The 22,599-nt window shown below is 72.5% G+C and carries 23 protein-coding genes; 5 read left to right on the top strand and 18 right to left on the bottom strand.

What is annotated here, in order from left to right; all coding sequences use genetic code 11:
• Positions 1 to 467 precede the first annotated feature (467 nt).
• Positions 468 to 2,990, bottom strand: a complete 2,523-nt coding sequence (locus ACIGEZ_RS08645) for an ATP-dependent Clp protease ATP-binding subunit (protein ID WP_399827492.1) — start codon at positions 2,988 to 2,990, stop codon at positions 468 to 470.
• Between the two features lie 485 nt (positions 2,991 to 3,475).
• On the opposite strand from ACIGEZ_RS08645, the gene ACIGEZ_RS08640 reads away from it, so the two are divergent.
• Positions 3,476 to 4,081, top strand: coding sequence for an SCO3374 family protein (locus ACIGEZ_RS08640; RefSeq protein ID WP_399827489.1), 606 nt, complete (start codon positions 3,476 to 3,478; stop codon positions 4,079 to 4,081).
• Here ACIGEZ_RS08640 and ACIGEZ_RS08635 read toward each other — a convergent pair.
• The 10 genes from ACIGEZ_RS08635 to ACIGEZ_RS08590 form a co-directional block, all read right to left on the bottom strand.
• The gene (locus ACIGEZ_RS08635) at positions 4,060 to 4,398 is read right to left on the bottom strand and encodes an Lsr2 family protein (protein ID WP_399827486.1); all 339 of its coding nucleotides are present in this window, start codon (positions 4,396 to 4,398) and stop codon (positions 4,060 to 4,062) included. The two genes, ACIGEZ_RS08640 and ACIGEZ_RS08635, sit on opposite strands and share 22 nt — an antisense overlap.
• Before the next feature lie 154 nt (positions 4,399 to 4,552).
• Positions 4,553 to 5,068 carry an amino-acid N-acetyltransferase gene (locus tag ACIGEZ_RS08630; protein WP_399827484.1) on the bottom strand — a complete coding sequence of 172 codons (516 nt, stop codon included), beginning with the start codon at positions 5,066 to 5,068 and terminating at the stop codon, positions 4,553 to 4,555.
• Positions 5,069 to 5,077: 9 nt separating this feature from the next.
• Positions 5,078 to 5,509, bottom strand: a complete 432-nt coding sequence (locus tag ACIGEZ_RS08625; protein WP_399827617.1) for a BlaI/MecI/CopY family transcriptional regulator — start codon at positions 5,507 to 5,509, stop codon at positions 5,078 to 5,080.
• A gap of 122 nt (positions 5,510 to 5,631) precedes the next feature.
• Positions 5,632 to 5,811 (bottom strand): hypothetical protein, encoded by a 180-nt coding sequence (locus tag ACIGEZ_RS08620; protein WP_399827482.1) that lies wholly within the window; start codon positions 5,809 to 5,811, stop codon positions 5,632 to 5,634.
• A gap of 14 nt (positions 5,812 to 5,825) precedes the next feature.
• A complete protein-coding gene (locus ACIGEZ_RS08615; protein WP_399827614.1) occupies positions 5,826 to 6,464 on the bottom strand; it encodes a hypothetical protein in 639 nt (212 codons plus the stop codon).
• 183 nt (positions 6,465 to 6,647) lie between these two features.
• On the bottom strand, positions 6,648 to 7,454 hold the full coding sequence (locus ACIGEZ_RS08610) for a type III pantothenate kinase (protein WP_399827480.1): 807 nt from the start codon (positions 7,452 to 7,454) through the stop codon (positions 6,648 to 6,650).
• Positions 7,454 to 8,473 carry a carboxylating nicotinate-nucleotide diphosphorylase gene (gene nadC, locus ACIGEZ_RS08605; RefSeq protein WP_399827477.1) on the bottom strand — a complete coding sequence of 340 codons (1,020 nt, stop codon included), beginning with the start codon at positions 8,471 to 8,473 and terminating at the stop codon, positions 7,454 to 7,456. Before nadC ends, ACIGEZ_RS08610 begins: the two co-directional genes overlap by 1 nt.
• Positions 8,474 to 8,475: 2 nt before the next feature.
• Entirely contained in the window at positions 8,476 to 10,161 is a 1,686-nt protein-coding gene (locus tag ACIGEZ_RS08600; protein WP_399827474.1) for an L-aspartate oxidase, read from the bottom strand.
• Positions 10,158 to 11,249, bottom strand: a complete 1,092-nt coding sequence (gene panC / locus ACIGEZ_RS08595) for a pantoate--beta-alanine ligase (protein WP_399827472.1) — start codon at positions 11,247 to 11,249, stop codon at positions 10,158 to 10,160. The genes ACIGEZ_RS08600 and panC overlap by 4 nt, the downstream gene beginning before the upstream one ends.
• Positions 11,246 to 12,187, bottom strand: a complete 942-nt coding sequence (locus tag ACIGEZ_RS08590) for a Rossmann-like and DUF2520 domain-containing protein (protein ID WP_399827470.1) — start codon at positions 12,185 to 12,187, stop codon at positions 11,246 to 11,248. Before ACIGEZ_RS08590 ends, panC begins: the two co-directional genes overlap by 4 nt.
• A gap of 125 nt (positions 12,188 to 12,312) precedes the next feature.
• On the opposite strand from ACIGEZ_RS08590, the gene ACIGEZ_RS08585 reads away from it, so the two are divergent.
• Positions 12,313 to 13,461 (top strand): threonine aldolase family protein, encoded by a 1,149-nt coding sequence (locus tag ACIGEZ_RS08585; RefSeq protein WP_399827467.1) that lies wholly within the window; start codon positions 12,313 to 12,315, stop codon positions 13,459 to 13,461.
• Positions 13,462 to 13,539: 78 nt separating this feature from the next.
• Here the strand turns inward: ACIGEZ_RS08585 and ACIGEZ_RS08580 are convergent, their stop codons facing one another.
• Entirely contained in the window at positions 13,540 to 13,746 is a 207-nt protein-coding gene (locus tag ACIGEZ_RS08580; RefSeq protein WP_399827465.1) for a hypothetical protein, read from the bottom strand.
• Between the two features lie 101 nt (positions 13,747 to 13,847).
• Here ACIGEZ_RS08580 and ACIGEZ_RS08575 point away from each other — a divergent pair, with 101 nt between their 5' ends.
• Complete coding sequence (locus tag ACIGEZ_RS08575; RefSeq protein ID WP_399827463.1) at positions 13,848 to 14,936, top strand: DUF5937 family protein; 1,089 nt, start codon at positions 13,848 to 13,850, stop codon at positions 14,934 to 14,936.
• Positions 14,937 to 14,975: 39 nt separating this feature from the next.
• On the opposite strand, the gene ACIGEZ_RS08570 is transcribed toward ACIGEZ_RS08575, so the two are convergent.
• The gene (locus tag ACIGEZ_RS08570) at positions 14,976 to 15,650 is read right to left on the bottom strand and encodes a response regulator (RefSeq protein ID WP_399827460.1); all 675 of its coding nucleotides are present in this window, start codon (positions 15,648 to 15,650) and stop codon (positions 14,976 to 14,978) included.
• 18 nt (positions 15,651 to 15,668) lie between these two features.
• The gene (locus ACIGEZ_RS08565; protein WP_399827457.1) at positions 15,669 to 16,865 is read right to left on the bottom strand and encodes a sensor histidine kinase; all 1,197 of its coding nucleotides are present in this window, start codon (positions 16,863 to 16,865) and stop codon (positions 15,669 to 15,671) included.
• A gap of 97 nt (positions 16,866 to 16,962) precedes the next feature.
• Between ACIGEZ_RS08565 and ACIGEZ_RS08560 the strand changes: the two genes are divergently transcribed.
• Both ACIGEZ_RS08560 and ACIGEZ_RS08555 read left to right on the top strand, forming a co-directional pair.
• Positions 16,963 to 18,021, top strand: coding sequence for an SAM-dependent methyltransferase (locus ACIGEZ_RS08560; RefSeq protein WP_399827454.1), 1,059 nt, complete (start codon positions 16,963 to 16,965; stop codon positions 18,019 to 18,021).
• A 45-nt stretch (positions 18,022 to 18,066) separates the two neighbouring features.
• The gene (locus ACIGEZ_RS08555; RefSeq protein ID WP_399827452.1) at positions 18,067 to 19,209 is read left to right on the top strand and encodes an NADH-quinone oxidoreductase subunit D; all 1,143 of its coding nucleotides are present in this window, start codon (positions 18,067 to 18,069) and stop codon (positions 19,207 to 19,209) included.
• Positions 19,210 to 19,301: 92 nt separating this feature from the next.
• Here ACIGEZ_RS08555 and ACIGEZ_RS08550 read toward each other — a convergent pair whose 3' ends face one another.
• From ACIGEZ_RS08550 to ACIGEZ_RS08535, 4 genes are all read right to left on the bottom strand, one after another.
• Positions 19,302 to 19,793: a GNAT family N-acetyltransferase gene (locus tag ACIGEZ_RS08550; protein ID WP_399827449.1), complete on the bottom strand. Its 492-nt coding sequence runs from the start codon at positions 19,791 to 19,793 to the stop codon at positions 19,302 to 19,304.
• The gene (locus ACIGEZ_RS08545; RefSeq protein WP_399827447.1) at positions 19,790 to 20,791 is read right to left on the bottom strand and encodes a hypothetical protein; all 1,002 of its coding nucleotides are present in this window, start codon (positions 20,789 to 20,791) and stop codon (positions 19,790 to 19,792) included. Before ACIGEZ_RS08545 ends, ACIGEZ_RS08550 begins: the two co-directional genes overlap by 4 nt.
• Before the next feature lie 131 nt (positions 20,792 to 20,922).
• On the bottom strand, positions 20,923 to 21,903 hold the full coding sequence (locus tag ACIGEZ_RS08540; RefSeq protein ID WP_399827445.1) for an ABC transporter substrate-binding protein: 981 nt from the start codon (positions 21,901 to 21,903) through the stop codon (positions 20,923 to 20,925).
• Between the two features lie 30 nt (positions 21,904 to 21,933).
• A complete protein-coding gene (locus tag ACIGEZ_RS08535) occupies positions 21,934 to 22,599 on the bottom strand; it encodes an ABC transporter permease (protein ID WP_399827443.1) in 666 nt (221 codons plus the stop codon).

Raw genomic sequence — 22,599 nt, 5'->3', positions numbered from 1 at the left:
CCCATCCGGGGTAAAACACCCCATCTACGACATCACGTCGTAGCGATCTCCCGGGAAGTTCAGCTCTTGACGACCCCGGCACGGGCGTACGAAATCGGACAAAGCGGCACCTTCTCACCGGTTTATCCGCACGTCGCGAGGTCCCGCACCGCCCAAATGGCCACGCCTCGTCCGCTTCGGGACCGTACGGGACCAAAGTCCCGGCGGTTCAGTCCGGAACGTCCCGGATCCGGACCAAAAGTCGCCACTATTCCGGCTAGTACCCTCCGAAACCCCTGTGCGCCTTGTCACCACGGAGCGCCCGCGAATGCGACCTGGGTCACGCAACCGAACCCCCCGGAACCCCCTCCACCGCCCCCGCGCAGCCGGACTCGTGCGCCGCGCCCTCACCGTCGAATGACAAAGGGGCGGCCCCGGAACCACCAGGTTCCGGGGCCGCCCCTTGTGCGCCAGGCGCTACCTACGCGTCACGCTTCCTTCGACAGGTTCGGGCCCGCGCCGCCCGCCGCCTCCACCGGAGGCACGTCGGGAAGTGCCGACTTCTCCTCGCCGCGGAAGGTGAACGTGCGCTCCTCGCCGTCGCCCTCCGTGTCCACGACCACGATGTGGCCGGGACGCAGGTCGCCGAAGAGGATCTTCTCCGACAGGGTGTCCTCGATCTCGCGCTGGATCGTCCGGCGGAGCGGACGGGCGCCGAGCACCGGGTCGTAACCCTTCTTGGCGAGCAGCTCCTTCGCGGACTGGGAGAGCTCGATGCCCATGTCCCGGTCCTTCAGGCGCTCGTCGACCCGGCCGATCATCAGGTCGACGATCTGCAGGATGTCGTCCTGCGTCAGCTGCGGGAAGACGATGATGTCGTCCACACGGTTGAGGAACTCCGGGCGGAAGTGCTGCTTCAGCTCGTCGCTGACCTTCGCCTTCATCCGCTCGTAGTTGGACTTCGTGTCGCCCTGGGCCGCGAAGCCGAGGTTGAAGCCCTTCGAGATGTCCCTGGTCCCGAGGTTGGTCGTCATGATGATGACCGTGTTCTTGAAGTCCACGACCCGGCCCTGGGAGTCGGTCAGACGACCGTCCTCCAGGATCTGGAGAAGGGAATTGAAGATATCGGGGTGGGCCTTCTCGACCTCGTCGAAGAGGACCACGGAGAACGGCTTGCGGCGCACCTTCTCGGTGAGCTGACCGCCCTCTTCGTAGCCCACGTATCCGGGCGGAGAACCGAAGAGCCGGGAAACGGTGTGCTTCTCGCTGAACTCCGACATGTCGAGGGAGATCATCGCGTCCTCGTCGCCGAAGAGGAATTCGGCGAGCGCCTTGGACAGCTCGGTCTTACCGACACCGGACGGGCCGGCGAAGATGAACGAGCCACCGGGGCGCTTCGGGTCCTTCAGACCGGCCCGCGTACGCCGGATGGCGCGCGAGAGGCCGATGACGGCGTCCTTCTGGCCGATGACGCGCTTGTGGAGCTCGTCCTCCATGCGGAGCAGGCGCGAGGACTCCTCCTCGGTCAGCTTGAAGACCGGGATGCCGGTGGCGGTCGCGAGGACCTCGGCGATCAGCTCGCCGTCGACCTCGGCGACGACGTCCATGTCGCCGGCCTTCCACTCCTTCTCCCGCTTGGTCTTCGCGGCGAGGAGCTGCTTCTCCTTGTCGCGCAGGGAGGCGGCCTTCTCGAAGTCCTGCGAGTCGATCGCGGACTCCTTGTCCCGGCGGACGGAGGCGATCTTCTCGTCGAACTCGCGGAGGTCCGGCGGCGCGGTCATCCGGCGGATGCGCATCCGGGAGCCGGCCTCGTCGATCAGGTCGATCGCCTTGTCCGGCAGGAAGCGGTCCGAGATGTACCGGTCGGCGAGCGTCGCGGCCTGGACGAGGGCCTCGTCGGTGATGGAGACCCGGTGGTGGGCCTCGTACCGGTCGCGCAGACCCTTGAGGATCTCGATCGTGTGCGGCAGCGACGGCTCCGCGACCTGGATGGGCTGGAAGCGGCGCTCGAGGGCGGCGTCCTTCTCCAGGTACTTGCGGTACTCGTCGAGCGTGGTGGCACCGATGGTCTGGAGCTCACCGCGGGCCAGCATCGGCTTGAGGATGCTCGCGGCGTCGATCGCGCCCTCGGCGGCACCCGCACCCACCAGGGTGTGGAGCTCGTCGATGAACAGGATGATGTCGCCGCGGGTGCGGATCTCCTTGAGGACCTTCTTCAGGCGCTCCTCGAAGTCACCGCGGTAGCGGGAGCCGGCGACCAGCGCGCCGAGGTCGAGGGTGTAGAGGTGCTTGTCCTTGAGGGTCTCGGGCACCTCGCCCTTGACGATGGCCTGCGCCAGGCCTTCGACGACGGCGGTCTTGCCGACGCCGGGCTCGCCGATGAGGACCGGGTTGTTCTTCGTACGGCGGGACAGCACCTGCATGACCCGCTCGATCTCCTTCTCGCGCCCGATGACCGGGTCGAGCTTGGACTCGCGGGCCGCCTGGGTGAGGTTGCGGCCGAACTGGTCGAGGACCAGGGACGTCGAGGGCGTGCCCTCGGCAGGGCCGCCCGCCGTGGCGGCTTCCTTGCCCTGGTAGCCGGAGAGCAGCTGGATGACCTGCTGCCGCACCCGGTTGAGATCGGCGCCCAGCTTCACGAGGACCTGGGCGGCGACGCCCTCGCCCTCGCGGATCAGGCCGAGCAGGATGTGCTCGGTGCCGATGTAGTTGTGGCCGAGCTGGAGGGCCTCCCGGAGCGACAGCTCCAGGACCTTCTTGGCACGAGGGGTGAAGGGGATGTGCCCGGACGGGGCCTGCTGCCCCTGACCGATGATCTCCTCCACCTGCTGGCGGACCGCCTCGAGCGAAATCCCGAGGCTCTCCAGGGCCTTAGCGGCGACACCCTCACCCTCGTGGATAAGGCCCAGGAGGATGTGCTCGGTGCCGATGTAGTTGTGGTTGAGCATCCGGGCTTCTTCCTGAGCCAGGACGACAACCCGCCGCGCGCGGTCGGTGAACCTCTCGAACATCGTTAATCGCTCCTCAGAGCGGTCAGTCAGTTAGGGGTCGATCCCCTCCCTGTCCTTCCGCAGCTTAGTCCCGCAAGCGGGGACCGCTCATTCCAACTGCCGACATCCGTCCGGATCACCCCCTTACTTCTTGGGGAGACCTGCTGCCGAACAGCCGACAAATGCTCCAACTCGATGGTGCGAGACGATGTTCCCGCAGGCCAAGTGGTTACCCGCGGCTCCAGTACGCCGATGGCGAACGTGAGACGCTTCTGCCCGCGAGACGCCCCTCCTCACATGGAATGTCTTACCCGTAAGCACTGACACTCCATGCGGCACACCCCCGTTCCCTCCGCTACGGGCGAACATCCTTGCGCTCTCGAATGCACCCGTACGCCCCCATCGTGGACACTCTGCGCGCCGGATCAAGGACCCTGCGTCACCGGGGAAGCGCCCGAGGGGCCCCGGGGACGTAACCAACGAGCCCTCGGCGGCGTTCCCCCGGTATGGCCTTCACCGTCCCGCCGCCCCGCTCGCCGATCGACGGCGGTGTGGCGCGGTGGTACGAGCACGAGCTCGGCTGGGCGACCGCGGCCGGACCTCCGGTGCAGCTGGTGACGGGGCTCCGCTTCGACGCCCTGGAGCTGCCTGCCGCGGCCGGCCGTGGCGTGCTGCGCCGGATGGGCTCCGCCGTGGGTCCGGTGGCCCTCATGGGGCGCAGGATGCGGCTGCTCGTGGCCGCGGGGAGCGCCGATGAGCTGCCCGGCCTGCTGGACTGGCTGGAGTGGGGCGGGATCTCACTGGATCTCGCGATGCTGGGCACCGACGGCCGGATGACCGCGCCCCGTCCCCCGGGGTGGAGCGGTTCCGGCGCGCCGGGCGCCGCGGTATGGCTGAGGGCCCCGGAGCCCGGTCGCGAGGTGGAGTCCTCGCTGCCGGCCCTGTGGCCCTCGGTGCGGGGCGGTGCGGGCGCCCCCTGTCTGGCCCGGCTCGTGGCCGCCGCCGCCGCGGAGTGCCACCGGGTGCGGCTGCTGAGTGCGGTCCGGGTCCGCCCGCGGGGGGCGGCGCCGGCGACTCAGCAGCTGGTGCCTCAGCGGTTCGCGTCCTCGTAAGCAGCCTTGATCTCCGCGGGCACGCGGCCGCGGTCGTTCACGTTGTAGCCGTTCTCCTTGGCCCACGCACGGATCTTCGCGGTGTCCGGGCTGCCACCGGAGACGGCGGTACGGCCCTTGCCACGGGCGCCCGCGCTGCGGCCGCCGGTGCGGCGGCCACTCTTGGTGTACGGCTCGAGCAGGTCACGGAGCTTGTCCGCGTTGGCGGTGGTGAGGTCGATCTCGTAGGACTTGCCGTCCAGCGCGAACGTCACGGTCTCGTCCGCCTCGCCGCCGTCGAGGTCGTCGACAAGAAGGACCTGAACCTTCTGTGCCACCGGATTTCCTTTCATCGAAAATGCAGTACGCGGAAAGGAAACCGCTTTTCCCGGAAAAACACAAACCCCTGGCAGAGGTTCAGAACCCCGGCAACGCGGGAAACGTGCGCGATTCGGACAAAGGCACTCGCTGACACCGCGCTCCGCACTCCGGTCACAGGTGCAGAAGCATCCGGCTGTTGCCCAAGGTGTTCGGCTTCACTCGTTCGAGACCCAGGAACTCGGCGACACCCTCGTCATAGGAACGCAGGAGCTCGCTGTAGACATCTCCGTCGACCGGAGTCTCGCCGATCTCGACGAAGCCGTGCTTCGCGAAGAAGTCGACTTCGAAGGTGAGGCAGAAAACCCGGCGCACCCCGAGCCAACGGGCGGTGTGCAGCAACTTGTCGAGCACGTGATGTCCCACTCCGGCGCCCTTGAAGTCGGGATCGACCGCGAGAGTACGGACTTCGGCGAGGTCTTCCCACATCACGTGGAGCGCGCCACAGCCGACGACCGTGGCGTCGTCGTCGCGTTCCGCTACCCAGAACTCCTGGATGTCCTCGTAAAGGGTCACGGTCGCTTTGTCGAGCAGGATGCCGCGGCGCACGTAGGGATCGACGAGGCGGCGGACGGCGGCGACATCGGAGGTACGGGCCCGGCGCACGGTGACGGCATTGGCGGAAGGCATGGGGGGACGTTATCGCCCCGGTTCCGCGGGCCCTGCGCCGCCCTCGGCGCCTTCCGCGGGGGCGGCGCCGGCCTCCGGGGTGTCCCGCGGGAGGATACGGATGGCGTCGTTCAGCGCTTCGCGCTGTTCCGTCGACATCATGCCGAAGAAGGCGACGAGGGCCGCGGCGGGGTTGTCGCTCTGCTGCCAGGCTTCGTTCATCAGTGCGGCCGAGTAGGCGGCCCGGGTGGAGACCGCCGTATATCGATAGGCGCGGCCTTCGACTTCCCTGCGCACCCAGCCCTTCTGGTGGAGATTGTCCAATACGGTCATGACGGTGGTGTAGGCGATGGACCGTTCCTGCTGGAGATCCTCCAGGACTTCCCGGACGGTCACCGGGCGGTTCCATTGCCATACGCGCGTCATGACGGCGTCTTCGAGCTCTCCCAATTGGCGGGGCACAGCGCCACCATAGTGCGGGATCACGGAATAAGCGCCCATTTGCGGAGGAAACACCTCACCAGGCAGCAAAAAGGACGTACGGCCAGGTGGCGGTCGTACGTCCCCAGGGGCTTGCGGGTCCGTTACGGAGCGGTGCTGCCGCCCTGCTGGCGGGCGGACTCGGCGCGGGCGAGGACGGCGTCCACGACCGCGTCCTCCTTGGCCTTGTTCGGGCCGCCCTGGCTCTTGACGATCACGACGACGAGGGCGATGAAGAACGCGGCCATCACGACGGGGGGCAGGAGCGCGGATACGTAGTCCATGCCGACCAGAGTAGCTATCCGGCGGCACGTTCCTCGGGTGGGGGCGGGGGTACGGGCCGCCGGCGCGGCGGGAACACCTCGGACGGCTTCGGTACGGGCCGTTCGCCGGGGGCGGGCGGCTTGGGGGCGGGCTTCCCCGGGGTGCCGGGCGTGCCCGGCTTGGGGCGCTCGTCGGCGGCGCGGCCGCCGGGCAGGGCCAGCAGGCGGGCGCGCGGGGCGCCGGCCGGGCGGGCGGGGGCGGGGACCGCCGCCGGGGCCGGGACCCGGACCTGCGCCTGGGCGACTCTGGCGAGGCGGGCGCGGACGGACCGCTCCGCCAGCACCTGGCAGCGGGCGAGCAGCGCGGCGGCCTGGGGGTTGCCGCGCAGGGCCCGCAGGGCGGCGAGGTCGTCCGCCCCGGGGTCGTGACCGGCGGCCAGGGCGTCCTCGAGGAGGCCCAGATAGCCGGTCAGGGAGCCGGGCAGGGCCTGGCGGTAGCGGACCAGGTCGGCGAGGAGGAAGGCGCGCAGCCGCCCGGCCTCGGCCACCGTCTCGTCCACGGATTCGGCCAGGCTCAGGCAGTCCTGGACGTCGTCGTCCTGAAGGGGGGCGGGGTTGAGGGCGATGGCGAGGGCGCGTCGGAGCACACGCAGCTCGTCCGCGCTGAACGCCATGCCGCCGCGGGGTCCGTAGGGCGTGGGCATGGACCGACGATACGCGCTAATCGGACAAATCTCTCGCCTTTCGATCTTCCCGGCGGGTCGGGCCCGGCTGGTCGGCCGGGCTGGTCGGCCCGGCTGGTCGGGCCCGGCTGGTCGGCCCGGCTGGTCGGCCGGGCTGGTCGCCCCGCCGGGAGATCACATCCGCGAGACGTTGCGCTCGTAGACCATCCGCAGGCCGATCAGGGTCAGCCAGGGCTCGTGGGCGCCTATCTCCTTGGAGTCGGCGAGCACCATCGGCGCCAGGCCGCCTGTGGCGATCACCGTCACGTCCGACGGGTCGCCGTTCGGGCCGACCAGCTCGCGCTTCATCCGCGCGACCACGCCGTCGACCTGACCCGCGTACCCGAAGACGATGCCCGACTGCATCGCCTCGACGGTGTTCTTGCCGATCACACTGCGCGGGCGGGCGAGCTCGATCTTGCGGAGCATGGCGCCCTTGACGCCCAGCGCCTCGACCGAGATCTCGATGCCCGGGGCGATCGCGCCGCCCGCGTACTCGCCACGCGCGGTGATCGCGTCGTACGTCGTCGCCGTGCCGAAGTCGACGACGATCGCCGGGCCCCCGTACAGCTCGACCGCCGCCACCGCGTTGATGATGCGGTCGGCGCCGACCTCCTTGGGGTTGTCCGTGAGGACCGGGACGCCTGTCTTGACGCCCGGCTCCACCAGGACCGCCGGAACGTCCCCGTAATAGCGGCGCGTCACCTCGCGCAGCTCGTGCAGCACCGAGGGCACCGTCGCGCAGATCGCGATGCCCCCGATGCCGTCGCTCAGCTCGACGCCGAGCAGCGGATGCATGCCCATGAGGCCCTGCAGCAGGACCGCCCACTCGTCGGCGGTACGGCGCGGGTCCGTGGAGATGCGCCAGTGCTCCACGATCTCGTCGCCGTCGAAGAGGCCGAGGACCGTCTGGGTGTTGCCGACGTCGATCGTGAGCAGCATCAGACGGCCGCCTCGCGCAGGTCGAGACCGATGTCGAGGATCGGGGAGGAGTGGGTCAGGCCGCCCACCGCCAGGTAGTCCACGCCGGTGGCCGCGTACGCCGCCGCGTTCTCCAGGGTGAGCCGGCCGGAGGACTCGAGGACGGCGCGACCGGCGACTAGCGCGACGGCCTCCTCGGTCTCGAGCGGGGTGAAGTTGTCGAGCAGGATCAGGTCGGCGCCCGCGTCCAGGACCTCGCGGACCTGGTGCATCGTGTCGACCTCGACCTCGATCGGCACCTCCGGGAAGAGCTCCCGCACGGCCTTGAACGCCTCGGCGACACCGCCGGCGGCCACCACGTGGTTGTCCTTCACCAGGGCCGCGTCCGACAGCGACATGCGGTGGTTGACGCCGCCGCCGCAGCGCACCGCGTACTTCTCCAGGGCCCGCAGGCCCGGCGTCGTCTTGCGGGTGTCGCGGACCCGCGCCTGGGTGCCCGCCAGGGCGTCGGCCCAGGCTCGGGTGGCGGTGGCGATGCCGGAGAGGCGGCACAGGATGTTCAGGGCGCTGCGCTCGCCGGTGAGCAGGTCGCGGGTGCGGGCGGTGACGCTGAGCAGCTTGTCGCCGGCCTGGACCCGGTCGCCGTCCTCGACGTGCCGCTCGACCTCGAACTCGTCGGTGCACACGATGGACAGCACCGCCTCGGCGACCCGCAGGCCGGCCACGACACCGGCCTCGCGGGCGGTGAAGTCACCGGTCGCGACGGCGTCCTCGGGGACGGTCGCCACGGTCGTCACGTCCACGCCGCCGTCGAGGTCCTCGGCGATGGCGAGGTGCGCGATGTCCTCGACCTGGACCGGGTCGAGCCCGGCGTCCGCGAGGAGCTGGGCGAGCGCCGGGTCGAGCCCGCACTCGAACTCGTCCTCGCCGCCCGCGCAGCCGCAGCCGTCGCCGCAGCCGCCGCCGGTCTCGGCAGGGGCGTTGATGTGGATCAGGGGGACGTCCACGGGCTTCGGACGTGCTTCCTCGGGCGTGCTCACGACTACGGCTCCCTGGTTGCGTCGGGGGTTACGGGCGGAAAGTCTGCGGTGCCGGTGCGGTGGACCGCCAATCGGCGGTCGGGCGTCAGCCGGACGACCAGGTGGCGGCGCCAGTTCTCGTCGTCCCGGTCGGGCCGGTCCTCGCGCCAGTGGCAGCCGCGGGTCTCCGCGCGCTCGCGGGCGGCGGCCACCAGGACGCGGGCGACGCACAGGAGGTTGGTGGTCTCCCAGGAGTCGACGCCGGGCTCGGCGGCCTTGCGCTCGTCCTCGGCGTCGAGCCGCAGCCGTTCGAGGGCGTCGGCCGCCTGGGCCAGGCTCTCGGCCGAGCGGAGCACGCCCGCGCCGCCGGTCATGATCCGCTGGATCTCCCGGCGGGTCTCGGGGACGAGCAGCGTGAGGACGGTGGGCTCGCCCGCGACGGCCGGCAGGCCCTCGCGGTGCGTTCCGTGGGCCGTGATGTCGTCGGCGATCCGCTCGGCGAAGACCAGGCCCTCCAGGAGGGAGTTCGAGGCGAGCCGGTTCGCGCCGTGCACGCCCGTGCAGGCGACCTCGCCGCACGCGTACAGGCCCGGCACGGTGGTGCGGCCGCGCAGGTCGGTGCGGACGCCGCCGGAGGCGTAGTGGGCGGCCGGGGCGACCGGGATCGGCTCGGTGACCGGGTCGATTCCGTGCGACCGGCAGGCGGCCAGGATCGTCGGGAAGCGGTGCTCCCACATCTCGGCGCCGAAGTGCCGGGCGTCCAGGTACATGTGCTCGGCGCCCAGTTCCTGCATCCGGCGCGTGATCGCCTTGGCGACGATGTCCCGCGGCGCCAGCTCGGCCAGCTCGTGCTGCCCGAGCATGAAGCGGACCCCGTCGGCGTCCACGAGATGGGCGCCCTCGCCCCGTACCGCCTCGGAGACCAGCGGCTGCTGGCCCTCGGAGCCGGCGCCCAGGAAGAGCACCGTCGGGTGGAACTGGACGAACTCCAGGTCGGAGACCTCCGCCCCGGCACGCAGCGCGAGCGCCACGCCGTCGCCGGTGGAGACGGGCGGGTTGGTGGTGGCCGAGAAGACCTGGCCCATGCCGCCGGTGGCGAGGACGACGGCGGGGGCGTGGACGGCGCCTACGCCGTCGTGCTGGCCCTCGCCCATCACGTGCAGGGTCACGCCTGCCGTGCGGCCCTCGGCGTCCTTGAGCAGGTCGAGGACGAGGGCGTGTTCGATCGTGCGCACGCCACGGTCGCGTATCGCCTCGACCAGCGCCCGGGAGATCTCGGCACCGGTGGCGTCGCCGCCCGCGTGCGCGATCCGGCGGCGGTGGTGACCGCCCTCGCGGGTCAGGGCGATCTCGCCGCCGTCGGTGCGGTCGAAGTCGGCGCCGGTCGCGATCAGCCGGCGGACGGCGTCCGGGCCCTCGGTGACCAGGGCGCGCACGGCCTGCTCGTCGCACAGCCCCGCGCCTGCCACGAGGGTGTCGTCCAGGTGCTGCTCGGGGGTGTCACCCTCGCCGAGCGCGGCCGCGATGCCGCCCTGGGCCCAGCGGGTGGAGCCGTCGTCCAGCAGGGCCTTGGTGACGACGACCGTACGCAGTCCGGCGGCCGTACAGCGCAGGGCCGCCGTCAGGCCCGCGACGCCGGAGCCGACCACGACGACGTCGGCGTCGATGGACCAGCCCGGGGCGGGCGCTTGCAGCCGTATTCCGGTCACTTCGTGACTCCGAAGGTCAGGGGGAGATTGTCGATGAGCCGCGTGCTCCCCACGCGCGCGGCGACGGCGAGGATCGCCTCTCCGTCGTGGTCGTCGTCGACCTCCGTGAAGTCGGCCGGATCGACCAGGGCCAGATAGTCCAGGGTGAGCGGCGGCTGCGCTTTCGCCGCGTCGTCGAGTACGGCACGGGCGGCGGCCCGTACGGCCTCGGCGCCCACGCCCTCGACCACCTGCGCGACCGCGTGCGCGTCGGCGGCGGCGCGGGCCTCGCCGAGCCGGGACAGCGCCTCGGCGCGGGTCTCGGCCCGGCCCTGGGCGCCGGGCAGCGCGGTGGCGCGGGCGCGCAGCGCCTCCTGGGCGGCGAGCCGGTCCCGGGCGGCGAACAGCGCGCGGGACAGCGCCAGGGCGGTGTGGCGCTGCTCGGCCGACAGGTAGCGGTTACGGCTGGACAGGGCGAGGCCGTCGGTCTCGCGGACGGTCGGCACGCCGACGATCTCGACCGGGAAGTTCAGGTCGCGGACCATGCGGCGGATCAGGGCCAGCTGCTGGGCGTCCTTCTGGCCGAAGAAGGCCAGGTCGGGGCCGGTGAGGTGGAGGAGCTTCGCGACGACGGTGAGCATGCCGTCGAAGTGGCCCGGCCGGGAGGCGCCTTCGAGGCGCTCGCCCATGGGGCCCGCGGTGATCCGCACCTGCGGCTCCCCGCCCGGGTAGACCTCGTCGACCGTGGGGGCGAACACCACGTCGGCGCCGGCCGCCTCGGCGATCGCCAGGTCGGCGTCCAGGGTGCGGGGATAGCGGTCGAGGTCCTCGCCCGCGCCGAACTGGAGCGGGTTGACGAAGACGGTGACCACGACGGTGCCGTCCGGGCCGACCCGGTCGCGCGCGGCGCGCACCAGGGTGGCGTGGCCTTCGTGCAGGGCGCCCATGGTCATGACGACGGCGCGGCGGGCTTCGGGAGGGTGCGCCCCGGGAGTGCCGCCGCCGGGGCCGTGCTCCTCGGCGGCGCGGGCCGCCGCGTCGCGGGCCGCCGCGGGATCGCGCGTGATCGCGCGGAGCTCGGCGGCCGTGCGGACCGGTGCGAAGGTCATCGGTGGTCGTCCCCCTCGGCGAGCACACCCAGCAGGTCCTCGGCGAGCTCGGGCTTGAGCAGGCCGTGCGCGAGCGCCCGGTCGGCGGTCGCGCGGGCCATCGCCAGATAGCCGGCGACGGTGCCGGGCGCGTGCTTGTGCAGCTCGGCGACGTGCGCGGCGACGGTGCCGGCGTCCCCGCGGGCGACGGGTCCGGTGAGGGCAGCGTCGCCGGAGCGCAGCGCGTTGTCGAGCGCGGCGCCGAGCAGTGGGCCCAGCATCCGGTCGGGAGCGGCGACCCCGGCCGTGCGGAGCAGCTCCATGGCCTGGGCGACCAGCGTGACCAGGTGGTTCGCGCCGAGGGCGAGGGCCGCGTGGTAGAGCGGCCGGTTCTCCTCGGCGATCCACTCGGGCTCGCCGCCCATCTCGATGACCAGGGCCTCCGCTGCCAGCCGCAGCTCGTCGGGGGCCGTCACGCCGAAGGAGCAGCCGGCCAGGCGCTGGACGTCCACGGACGTGCCGGTGAAGGTCATGGCGGGGTGCAGCGCGAGCGGCAGCGCACCGGCGCGCCGGGCCGGGTCGAGGACCCGAACCCCGTACCGCCCGGAGGTGTGCACGAGCAGCTGCCCGGGCCGGACGGCGCCGGTCTCGGCGAGGCCCTCGACGAGGCCGGGCAGGGCGTCGTCGGGGACGGTGAGCAGCACCAGGTCCGCGAGGGCGAGCACCCGGGCGGGCTCGACGACGGGGACGTCGGGCAGCAGCACGGCGGCCCTGCGGCGGGACGCGTCGGAGACCGCCGAGACGGCCACCGGACGGTGTCCGGCGAGCTGGAGGGCGGCGGCGAGGGCGGGGCCCACGCGGCCCGCGCCGACGACCCCGACGCTCAGCCGGGCGGGGCGGTCCTCGGCCCGGTCCGCCTGGTGGCGGACATCTGCCGGGCGTTCAGGTGGTGCGTTCACGATCGGGTCGGCCTTCCGTTCCAGTCCTCGGCGGGTACCGGACGATTTCTGGTCATGCTACGCCAGCGTTTCGCGCTGACTCGTGGCTGTCCACAGGGTGTGGGCGGCGGTGTGATGATCTGCCTATGGAGCATCAGAATGACGAGGAAGCGGCCCGCCGCCGGGCCCGGGCATGGCGGGAAGCACCGCGCAGGCTGTGGGACACCTCCGCCGACGGAACCGTCGGCACGCGGCTGCACGAGCTCGCCGGCTGGGCGGCGGCATCCCCGTACAGCGAGGACCCGCTCGACACGTACGGCGACGGACTCGTGGAGGAGCTCGAGCGCCGGGTCGCCCGCGAGCTGGGCTTCCCCGCCGCGGTCTTCTTCCCGACCGGCACCATGGCGCAGCAGGTCGTGCTGCGCTGCTGGGCGGGCCGCACCGGCAGCCCCGTCGTCGCCCTGCACCCGCTCGCGCACCCCGAGGTGCACGAGGGCGGGGCGCTCGGCGCGGTGAGCGGGCTGCGGACCGTGCACCCCACGGACGAGTCCCGGCTGCCGACCGCGGACGAGGTGCGCGGTCACCCCGAGCGGTTCGGGACGCTGATGCTGGAGCTTCCGCTGCGGGACGCCGGATTCGTGCTGCCGGACTGGGACGAGCTCGTCGACGTGGTGGACGCGGCCCGGGAGCGGGACGCCGTCGTCCACTTCGACGGGGCGCGGCTGTGGGAGACGGGCACCCACTTCGGCCGGGCGCCGCGCGAGGTCGCGCAGCTCGCGGACAGCGTCTACGTGTCGTTCTACAAGTCGCTCGGCGGCATGTCCGGCGCCGCCGTCGCCGGCCCCGAGGACCTGGTCGAGGAGGCGCGGGTCTGGCGCCACCGGTACGGCGGACAGCTCTTCCAGCAGTACCCGGCGGCGCTCTCGGCGCTGCGGGGCCTGGACACCGAGCTGCCGCGGCTGCCCTCGTACGTGGCGCACGCGCGGGTGGTGGCGCAGGCGCTGCGGGAGGGCTTCGCGGAGGCGGGCGCCGGCTGGTTCCGGGTGCACCCGGAGGTGCCGCACACCCATCAGTTCCAGGTCTGGCTGCCGTACGCCCCCGAAACCCTGACCGCGGCGTCGCTCGCCCTGGCGGAGGAGACCGGGACCGTGCTGTTCCGGCGCTGGTTCCCCGGACCCGCGGGCGGGACGCCCGGTGTGGCGGCCACCGAGGTGACCGTGACGGGGCCCGGACTCGAGTGGTCGGCCGAAGAGGTCAAGGAGGCGGTGCGGGGCTTCCTGGCCCGCGTCGCCTAGGGGGTGCCCGCGTCTCCTGATCCGTGCCGGCCTGCGCCTCCCGGGCGGCGGTTCGCAGGCCCCGGGGGCGGACGGAGGTCAGCAGGCCCCCGGGTGCAGCCAGCGGTGCAGGGCCGTCCGGACGCGGTGGGTGGCCGGGCGGCCGGCCAGGACCGCTTCGAAGCGGCGGTGGTCGCGGGCCGCGCGCAGTGCGGCGAGGTCGTGGGTGCCGGGGACCGGGGGTGCCGGCTCGTCGTGCAGGGCGGCCCGGTAGGCGTCGAAGAGGTACTGGTGGAGTGCGTTCATGGAGATCACCGTGCGCCTCCCGGCCGGCACCCCGCGCGTCGATTGACCGCCCTCGTCAAATGGCGCGACACCTCCCCCGGCCCGCCCCGCACCATAGGGGGGTGAGCGTGACCATCGACATCACCGGACTGCCGCACGAGCGGATCACCTTCTGCCCCTCGCCGCTGGCCGAGCTCGGCAACGCCCTGCACGCGCTGGCCGAGCCCGCCCACCACGCCCGGCTGCACGCGTGGACGACCGCGACCGCCGCCGCCATGAAACCCGAGCTCGCGGACCGGCTGCACGAGGCCGACTTCATGTGGCGGTCCACCCGCTCCGACTTCCTGCTGCCCGCCCAGCCGCGCGAGACGCTCGCCGAGGAGCTGGACGACGTCGACCGCATGGACGACGAACGGTTCGTCGGCGCGGCCCTGGAGATCTCCTGCAGCAGCCGTTACTCCGAGGGGATCCCCTCCCCGCTGGTCGACGAGGAGAGCCGGCGCCGCGCCCTCGACCTGGCGGCCGCGCGCGGGCCGCGCCAGGCCGCGTTCGTGGAGCGGATGCTGGCGGAGCCCACGGCCACCCGTGCCTGGATCCGGCGGCTCCTGGAGGACTTCGACGAGGCGTTCTTCGCCGACACCTGGCGCCGTGTGCGCGTCCAGCTCGCCGCCGACGCCCGCCACAAGACCGAGCTGCTGCGCCGCAAGGGCCTCGCCGAGGCGCTGTCGGCCGCGTCCCCGGCGCTGAGCCTGGAGGAGGGGCCGTTCGGCTCCAGGATCGTCGTCGACAAGCTGGTGCACGGGCGGACCGAGGCCCAGGGGTCGGCCGTGACGCTCGTGCCCACCGCCTTCGGCTGGCCGCACCTCTTCGCCCTGTCCGCACCCGGCTGGCAGCCGGTGATCCAGTACCCGGCGGCCGCCCGTGACGTCGGCGGCGCCGAGCCGGTCGAGACCGTCAAGCTGCGGCTGGAGGCCATCGCCCACCCGATGCGGATGCGCCTGTGCCGCAACCTGGCGCGCGGCCCGTACTCGACGAGCGAGCTGGCCGACGCGTACGGCATCAGCGCGCCCGAGGTCTCCCGGCACCTCTCGGTCCTGAAGAAGGCGGGGCTGCTCACCACCCAGCGCCGGGGCCGCTACGTGCTGCACCAGCTGGACTTCTCGGTGGTCGCCCGGCTGGGGAGCGACTTCCTGGAGTCGGTGCTGCGGTAGGGCGCGTCCGGCGGGCGCCGCCCCGCCCCGGCGGGCCGGTCAGACCTGGCCGCCGCCGGCCCGTACCAGGCCCGTCTCGTACGCGAGGACGACGACCTGGACGCGGTCGCGCAGGCCCAGCTTGGTCAGGATGCGGCCCACGTGCGTCTTCACCGTCGCCTCCGAGAGCACCAGCCGGGCCGCGATCTCGCCGTTCGACAGGCCCTGTGCCACGAGCAGCATGACCTCGCGCTCCCGGTCGGTGAGCCGGTCCAGTTCCTTGTGCCGGGGCTCGCCGCCGGAGGACGGCAGCATCGGCGAGAAGCGGTCCAGGAGGCGGCGGGTCGTGGACGGGGCGACGACGGCGTCGCCGCTGTGCACCGAGCGGATCGCGCCGAGCAGCTCGGCCGGCGGCACGTCCTTCAGCATGAAGCCGCTCGCGCCCGCCTTGAGCCCCGAGAACGCGTACTCGTCGAGGTCGAAGGTGGTCAGGATCAGCACCTTCGGCGCGTCCGGCCGGGAGCAGATCCGGCGGGTCGCCTCCACCCCGTCCAGCTTGGGCATGCGCACGTCCATCAGGACGACGTCCACCGCCGTGCCCCGCAGCACCTCCAGGGCCTCCACGCCGTCACCCGCCTCGGCCACGACCTCCATGTCCGGCTGGGCGGCGAGCACCATGCGGAAGCCGGTGCGCAGCAGCACCTGGTCGTCGACGAGCATCACGCGGATGGACATGTTCAAGGGGGTCCTCTTCTAGTGAGCGGGCTTGAGGGGGAGCAGGGCGCTGATGCGGAAGCCGCCGCCTGGGCGCGGGCCGGCGTCCAGGGTGCCGCCGACCATGCCGACCCGCTCACGCATGCCGATCATGCCGTGGCCACGGCCGTCGGCGCCGCCGTCCTCGTACATCTCCTGCGGCGCGCCCCGCCCGTCGTCCTCGACGAGCAGGCCGAGCCCGTCGTCGAAGTAGACCAGGCGGACGCTGGCGCCCACGTCGGGGCCGCCGTGCTTGCGGGTGTTGGTGAGGGCTTCCTGGACGATGCGGTACGCGGTGAGCTCGACGCCGCTGGGCAGCGGGCGCGGGGTGCCTTCGATCTTGAAGTCGACGGCGAGCCCGGCGCCGCGGACCTGCTCGACCAGGTCCTCGATCTGCTCGACGTCGGGCTGGGGGACGTACTCCCCGGCCTCCTGGTGCTCGCCGGTGCGCAGGATGCCGAGCAGGCGGCGCATCTCGGCGAGGGCCTGGCGGCCGGTGCTGGAGATGGTCTCCAGGGCCTGCTTGGCGGTGTCGGGCGAGGAGTCCATGACGTACGCGGCGCCGTCGGCCTGCACGACCATCACGGACACGTTGTGGGCGACGACGTCGTGCAGCTCGCGGGCGATCCGGGCCCGCTCGGCGGCGACGGCGACCTTGGCCTGTGCCTCGCGCTCCTTCTCCAGGCGGGAGGCGCGCTCCTCCAGCTGGGCGAAGTAGGCGCGGCGGGTGCGCAGGGAGTCGCCGAGGACCCAGGCGAGTGCGAAGGGCACGGTCATGATGACGGTGAAGAAGACCCGGGCCGGGGAGGACACGTCCACCTGCGGCCAGCGCAGCTGCGAGAGCGAGGCGGCGCTCAGCCCGCCGACGAGGGCGAGGCGGGAGGCCCAGCGGGGTCCGTCGTGCGCGGCGACGGTGTAGATGATCACGAGCATGGCGAAGTCGGCCATGAACGGGACGAGCCCGAAGGCGAGCTGGGCGAGGCCGAGCCCGACCGCGAGGAGCAGCATCTTCTGGGGCATGCGCCGACGCAGGGCGATGACCAGGGAGAACAGCGCCGCGACGAGGACGTGCCCGAGGGGGCTTCCCCCCGTCGGGTCGGAGCTCACCCACAGCAGGGAGAACCCGAACAGGACGACGGCCCAGAAGGTGTCGACGCCCGTCGGGTGTCTGCGGAGGAAGTCATAGAGGCGCTGCACGTAACCCAGCGTAGGGAAAGCGGATAGGTGCAGGGGTCAACCGTGGGGTCGATCCTTGCCGTGAGGCCCGTACTCCCCAAGGTGGAGACTGGGGCGCGTGACGGATGAGACGTGTCAGCGGCAGGGGTTCGACGGGTGGCTGAGGTGGCGTGACGCCACGGAGCGGGCGCTGTACGGCCCCGGGGGCTTCTTCCTGCGCCCCGAGGGCCCGGCAGGCCACTTCCGCACCTCGGTGCACGCCTCGCCGCTCTTCGCGGGGGCGGTGGCGCGGCTGCTCGCCCGCGTGGCGCAGGAGCTGGACACGGAGGAGCTCGCGTTCGTGGACGTGGGGGCGGGGCGGGGTGAGCTGTTGACGGGCGTCCTGGCGGCGGTGGACCCGGGCCTTCGGGTACGACCGTACGGCGTCGAACGCGCCCCCCGGCCGCCCGGCCTGGACCAGCGGATCGTCTGGACGGACCGGGTCCCGGACGGCGAGCGGGGGCTGCTCTTCGCCAACGAGTGGCTGGACAACGTGCCGGCGGACGTGGCCCAGGTCGACGCGGCGGGCGCGGTCCGCTTCGTCGAAGTGCGGTCGGACGGCACGGAACGGCTCGGCGGGCCGGTCGACGGGCCGGACGCGCAGTGGCTGGAGCGGTGGTGGCCACTGCGCGAGCCCGGCGACCGCGCGGAGATCGGCCGCCCGCGGGACGAGGCATGGGCGGCGGCGGCCGGCGCACTGACGGCGGGCACGGCGGTGGCCGTCGACTACGCGCACCTGTCCCCCGCCCGCCCGCCCTTCGGCACCCTCACCGCCTTCCGCCACGGCCGCGAGACCGCACCGGTCCCGGACGGCACCTGCGACCTGACCGCCCACGTGGCGATGGACGCGTGCGCGGCGGCGTACGGGGCGACCGCGGCCTCCCGACCTGCCCCGTGCGCGGCGACGGCCACCCCCGGGGAAGGCTCCGAGATCCTCACCCAGCGCGAAGCCCTCCACCGCCTCGGCGTCACCGGCACCCGCCCACCCCTCTCGCTGGCCTCCAGCGACCCGACCGCCTACATCCGCGCCCTTGCCACGGCCGGCGAGGCCACCGAGCTGACGGCACCGGGCGGTCTCGGCGACTTCCTGTGGCTGGTCCAGCGGGTCACGCCGACGGTGGGCCCGACGGTGGGCTAGGACCGGGAACGCCAGAGCGGGTCGCGGCGCGGGATACTGTCCGGCATGACGGAGACGACGGTCGGCATCGGTGGCGCGGCGGAGAGCACCGACATGGTGTTGAACATCGGGCCGCAGCATCCCTCCACGCACGGTGTGCTCCGGTTGCGGCTCGTGCTCGACGGGGAGGTCGTGCGGGAGGCCGAGCCGGTGGTCGGGTACATGCACCGGGGGGCCGAGAAGCTGTTCGAGGCGCGGGACTACCGGCAGATCATCATGCTGGCCAACCGGCACGACTGGCTGTCCGCGTTCTCCAACGAGCTCGGCGTCGTCATGGCCGTCGAGCGGATGCTCGGCATGGAGGTGCCCGAGCGGGCCGTGTGGACGCGGACGCTGCTCGCCGAGCTGAACCGGGTGCTCAACCACCTGATGTTCCTCGGCTCGTACCCCCTCGAACTGGGCGGCATCACCCCGGTCTTCCACGCCTTCCGCGAGCGCGAGGAGCTCCAGGCCGTCATGGAGGAGGTCTCCGGCGGCCGGATGCACTACATGTTCAACCGGGTCGGCGGGCTCAAGGAGGATCTGCCGGCCGGCTGGCTGGGGCGGGCGCGGCAGGCCGTCGCGGACGTGCGGTCGCGGATGGACGTGTACGACCGGCTGGTGCTCGGCAACGAGATCTTCCGGGGGCGGACCCGCGGCGTCGGGGTGCTCTCGCAGGAGGCCGTGCACGGGTACGGCGTGTCGGGGCCCGTCGCCCGCGCCTCCGGCGTCGACTTCGACCTGCGCCGGGACGAGCCGTACCTCGCGTACGGGGAGCTCCAGGACACCCTGCGGGTGGTCACCCGCACCGAGGGCGACTGTCTGGCCCGCTTCGAGTGCCTGCTGGACCAGACCCACAACTCCCTGGAGCTCGCAGACGCCTGTCTGGACCGGATCGAGGAGCTGCCGCAGGGGCCGATCAACCAGCGGCTGCCGAAGGTCCTCAAGGCGCCCGAGGGACACACGTACGCCTGGACCGAGAACCCGCTGGGCATCAACGGCTACTACCTGGTCTCCAAGGGCGAGAAGACCCCGTACCGGCTCAAGCTGCGCTCGGCCTCGTACAACAACATCCAGGCGCTGGCGGTACTGCTGCCGGGGACGCTCGTCGCCGACATGGTGGCGATCCTGGGGTCGCTGTTCTTCGTCGTGGGTGACATCGACAAGTAGGCCGGCGGGGCTCGGCGAGGAGCCGGGTCAGGCGCGGCAGGCGGCCCGTCAGGTGGGGCAGGCCGCCGCCGTCAGGCGCGGCAGGCGGCCCGTCAGGCGTGGCGCATGACCACGAAGTCGTGCTGCTCCCCTTCCGGGCGCCTGCGGTCCGCCGCCGTCCAGCCCCAGCGCTCGTAGCGGCCGGTCAGTTCGGGTACGTCGAGGGTCATCAGCAGCGCCGGCCGGTACGGCTCCCGCGTGAGCAGCGCGTCGTGGAGGGCGCGGCCGATGCCGAGGCCCTGGCGGTCCGGGGCGACGACGAGCTCCGCGAGTTCGAAGGCGGGGGCCTGGCCCTCGCCGGACAGGAACGTGCCGGTCCAGCCGGCCGCGAAGCCGTCCAGGGCGTCGTCGGCGTCGAGCGCGCCGACACAGCGGAAGTCCGGCTTCTCGGCGGCCCGCGTCAGCAGCCGGTCCACCGTCCGCAGCGCGCCGGCCGGCGGCTCGTGCCAGGGCGCGCCGCAGAACGCCTGGGCGCACAGCGCGATCAGCTCCTCGCGGCGCCCGGCCAGCTCGCCCGCCGCGAGGTCGGTGAGGCGGTACGTCACGAGCTGACGGCGCCGCGCAGCACGGCCACGTCGATCTGCTCGGTCTCGTCGTGCGCCGTCAGGTCGATGACCTGGCCGATCGCCCGCTGCTCCAGGACCGGCTTCGCGGCGGCCGCGAGGACCTCCTCGCCCACGACGTCGGCCAGGTCCGCGTTCTGCACGGCCTCGATCGCGGCCGCCGCCTTCTGCGTGCTCTGCGTACCGAAGTAGTCGAAACCGCCCCCGGGGCGGGGGGCCGGGCGACGGGCGGCATACGGGACGATCGCCGCCGCGGCGGGCACGTGCCGCATGGCGGGGGCCTTGGTGTGCTGGTCGTCCGCCTGCTCGACGGCCGCCGACTGCTCGGCGGACGCCGCCGGCTCGGGCTCCGGCTCGGGGTCCGCCTTCTCCTCGGCCTCGGCCTTGGTCTTGTCGTGCGTCTGCGCCTCGGGACCGGTCTGCTCGTCCGCCCTCGTCGCCAGGTTCCGCAGTGCCTCCGCCGCCTTGCGGTACGTCTCCGGCGTCGGGGTGGAGCCGGCGGGCGGCAGTGCCTTCGTCTCCGTCGCCGCCTCCAGGGCGAGCACGCGGCGTCCCTCGAGCGCGCTGGCCCGCTCGGTCTCGGCGGTCGCGTAACGGCGCAGCAGGTCGGCGTGCTCGCTGCGGAGCCCGGCGAGTTCGACCCGCTTGGCGCGCAGCTTGGCGTCGAGGCGGCCGCGCAGCTCGCGCGACTCCTCCAGGTCGGACTCCAGCTCGGCGACCCGCTCCTCGGTCTTCCACTGGTCCGCGGCGCGGGCCCGGTTCAGCTCGGCGACCTGCCGGCCGGCGCTCCGGTCCCAACTGCGCATGAGGACGGCACCGGTGACCGCGGAGGCGGCGGCGGCCGCGACGAGCAGCCGGAGCACCAGAAGGTCACCGAGCAGCCAGGCGCCCGCGGCACAGACGACCGACGCCCCGGCGACCGCCGAGGGCGGCAGGAGCTTGTGCAGGGGTGGGGAATGGCGGTGGCGTCCACGTGGCATGGCCTGAAATTTACCGTGCGTAGGCGGCGAATGGGGGGTCGGCCCGGCAATCTCTTGGCGAGTTCTCGCCGTAGTCGGCCGGGCTAGGCCCATTGCCGGGACGGGCCCGGCCGACCCCCCTTACCCGGCGTCTACTTCTTGAGCAGCCCCTTCGACTCCAGATAGGCCTTCGCGACGTCCTCCGGCTTCGCCCGCTCCGCGTCCACCTTGCGGTTCAGTTCGGCGAGATCCGCCGTCGTGAGGACCTTGGTGATCTTGTCGAGAGCGGCGGCTATCTCCGGAGATCCGGCGTCCTTCGCATTGACGACGGGCAGCACGTTGTCCGCGTTCTGCAGCTTCTTGTCGTCCTCGAGGAAGACCAGGCCGTACGACTCGACGGTCGCGTCCGTCGTGGTGGTCAGGACCAGCTGGTCCACACCGTCCTTGACGGCCTGCTTGGCCTGCGGGGTGCCGACTCCCTTGGGGTCGATGCCGGCGACGTCGATCCCGTAGGTCTTCTTCAGGCCCGGCGCGCAGAACGGGCGGATCTCGCATTCGTCACCGGCCGCGATCTTCACCTTCAGCTTGGCGGCACCGAGATCGGAAAGCGTCCTCAGCTTGTTCTTGTCGGCGAATTCCCTGCTCACCGCGAAGGCGTTCTGGTCGACGGCCGCGCCGACGGCGAGCACCTTCAGTCCGCGCGGCTCGGCGAGCTTCTTCAGCGCCTCGGTGGTGGCGGCCGCGTCACCGGAGGCGACCGGCTTCTCCTCGGGCGCCTTCGGCCCGTTCGTCTTCGCGTTGAGGAATTCCGCGATCGTCGCCGCGTATTCCGGTACGACGTCGATCTCGCCCTTCTCCAGGGAGGGCTCGTACAGCTCGCGATTCTTCACCGTGGTGACGCTCGCGGCGTACCCGGCGTCGTCGAGCACCTGGGCGTAGAGCTCGGCGAGGACCTTCGACTCGGTGAACGCGGCCGCGCCGACGACCAGCGAGCCCTTGCTCCCGCCGCCGCCCTCGGAGGCGCCGCCGCCGTTCTGCGACTTCTCCAGGCTGTCTCCGCCGCAGGCGGCCAGCGAGACCGTCAGCGCCGCCATGCCGATGAACGCACCCGCGATGCGCGAGGTCCTGCTCACAAGATCACCTATTCCCGATTTCGTCGTCCGTCACCGCGGCACCCCGCGGCCGATGAGCCGGTCCGCCGCCACGAGCAGCGCCTCCACCAGGAGCGCGAGCAGGGCCACGAGCAGGGCGCCGGCCACCACCTGTGGCGTGTTGTACGTGTTGAATCCGGCCGTGATGATGCGGCCGAGGCCGCCCTGGCCGACCATGGCGGCGATGGTCGCGGTGGCCACCACCTGGACGGCGGCGGAACGCAGACCGGCCATCAGCATCGGCCGGGCCAGCGGCAGTTCGACCCCGCGGAAGAGCTGGCCGCCCGACATGCCCATCCCCCTGGCGGCCTCCACCACCGCGCGGTCCACCTCCCGCACACCCACGTACGCGTGGGTGAGCAGCGGCGGTATCGCGAAGAGCACGAGCGCGATCACGGTCGGCACATCACCGGCGTTGCGCAGCGGCGACACCATGAACAGGGCCAGGACCGCGAAGACGGGGATCGCCCGCCCCACGTTGGAGACGTTGACGGCCACCGCCCCGCCCCGGCCCAGGTGCCCGAGCCACAGGCCGAGCGGCAGCGCGAGCGCGCAGGCCAGCAGCAGGGCGGCCCCGCTCACGTACAGGTGCTCGGCGAGCCGGTGCCAGACGCCGCTCTCGCCCGACCAGTTGGCGCCGGTGGTCAGCCAGGACCAGGCGTCCGCGAGGACCGACAT

Source organism: Streptomyces sp. NPDC085481 (assembly GCF_044541845.1).
Lineage (GTDB): Bacteria > Actinomycetota > Actinomycetes > Streptomycetales > Streptomycetaceae > Streptomyces.
Note: the sequence above shows the minus strand (reverse complement) of the source record. Positions and strands in the feature narration are given on the sequence as shown.

Excerpts from the sequence above, each read along its gene's own strand:
- ACIGEZ_RS08645 (WP_399827492.1), bottom strand. The coding sequence starts at position 2,990 with ATGTTCGAGAGGTTCACCGACCGCGCGCGGCGGGTTGTCGTCCTGGCT.
- ACIGEZ_RS08640 (WP_399827489.1), top strand. The coding sequence starts at position 3,476 with ATGGCCTTCACCGTCCCGCCGCCCCGCTCGCCGATCGACGGCGGTGTG.
- ACIGEZ_RS08630 (WP_399827484.1), bottom strand. The coding sequence starts at position 5,068 with ATGCCTTCCGCCAATGCCGTCACCGTGCGCCGGGCCCGTACCTCCGAT.
- ACIGEZ_RS08620 (WP_399827482.1), bottom strand. The coding sequence starts at position 5,811 with ATGGACTACGTATCCGCGCTCCTGCCCCCCGTCGTGATGGCCGCGTTC.
- ACIGEZ_RS08615 (WP_399827614.1), bottom strand. The coding sequence starts at position 6,464 with ATGGCGTTCAGCGCGGACGAGCTGCGTGTGCTCCGACGCGCCCTCGCC.
- ACIGEZ_RS08610 (WP_399827480.1), bottom strand. The coding sequence starts at position 7,454 with ATGCTGCTCACGATCGACGTCGGCAACACCCAGACGGTCCTCGGCCTC.
- panC (WP_399827472.1), bottom strand. The coding sequence starts at position 11,249 with ATGACCTTCGCACCGGTCCGCACGGCCGCCGAGCTCCGCGCGATCACG.
- ACIGEZ_RS08585 (WP_399827467.1), top strand. The coding sequence starts at position 12,313 with ATGGAGCATCAGAATGACGAGGAAGCGGCCCGCCGCCGGGCCCGGGCA.
- ACIGEZ_RS08580 (WP_399827465.1), bottom strand. The coding sequence starts at position 13,746 with ATGAACGCACTCCACCAGTACCTCTTCGACGCCTACCGGGCCGCCCTG.
- ACIGEZ_RS08570 (WP_399827460.1), bottom strand. The coding sequence starts at position 15,650 with ATGTCCATCCGCGTGATGCTCGTCGACGACCAGGTGCTGCTGCGCACC.
- ACIGEZ_RS08555 (WP_399827452.1), top strand. The coding sequence starts at position 18,067 with ATGACGGAGACGACGGTCGGCATCGGTGGCGCGGCGGAGAGCACCGAC.
- ACIGEZ_RS08545 (WP_399827447.1), bottom strand. The coding sequence starts at position 20,791 with ATGCCACGTGGACGCCACCGCCATTCCCCACCCCTGCACAAGCTCCTG.
- ACIGEZ_RS08535 (WP_399827443.1), bottom strand. The coding sequence starts at position 22,599 with ATGTCGGTCCTCGCGGACGCCTGGTCCTGGCTGACCACCGGCGCCAAC.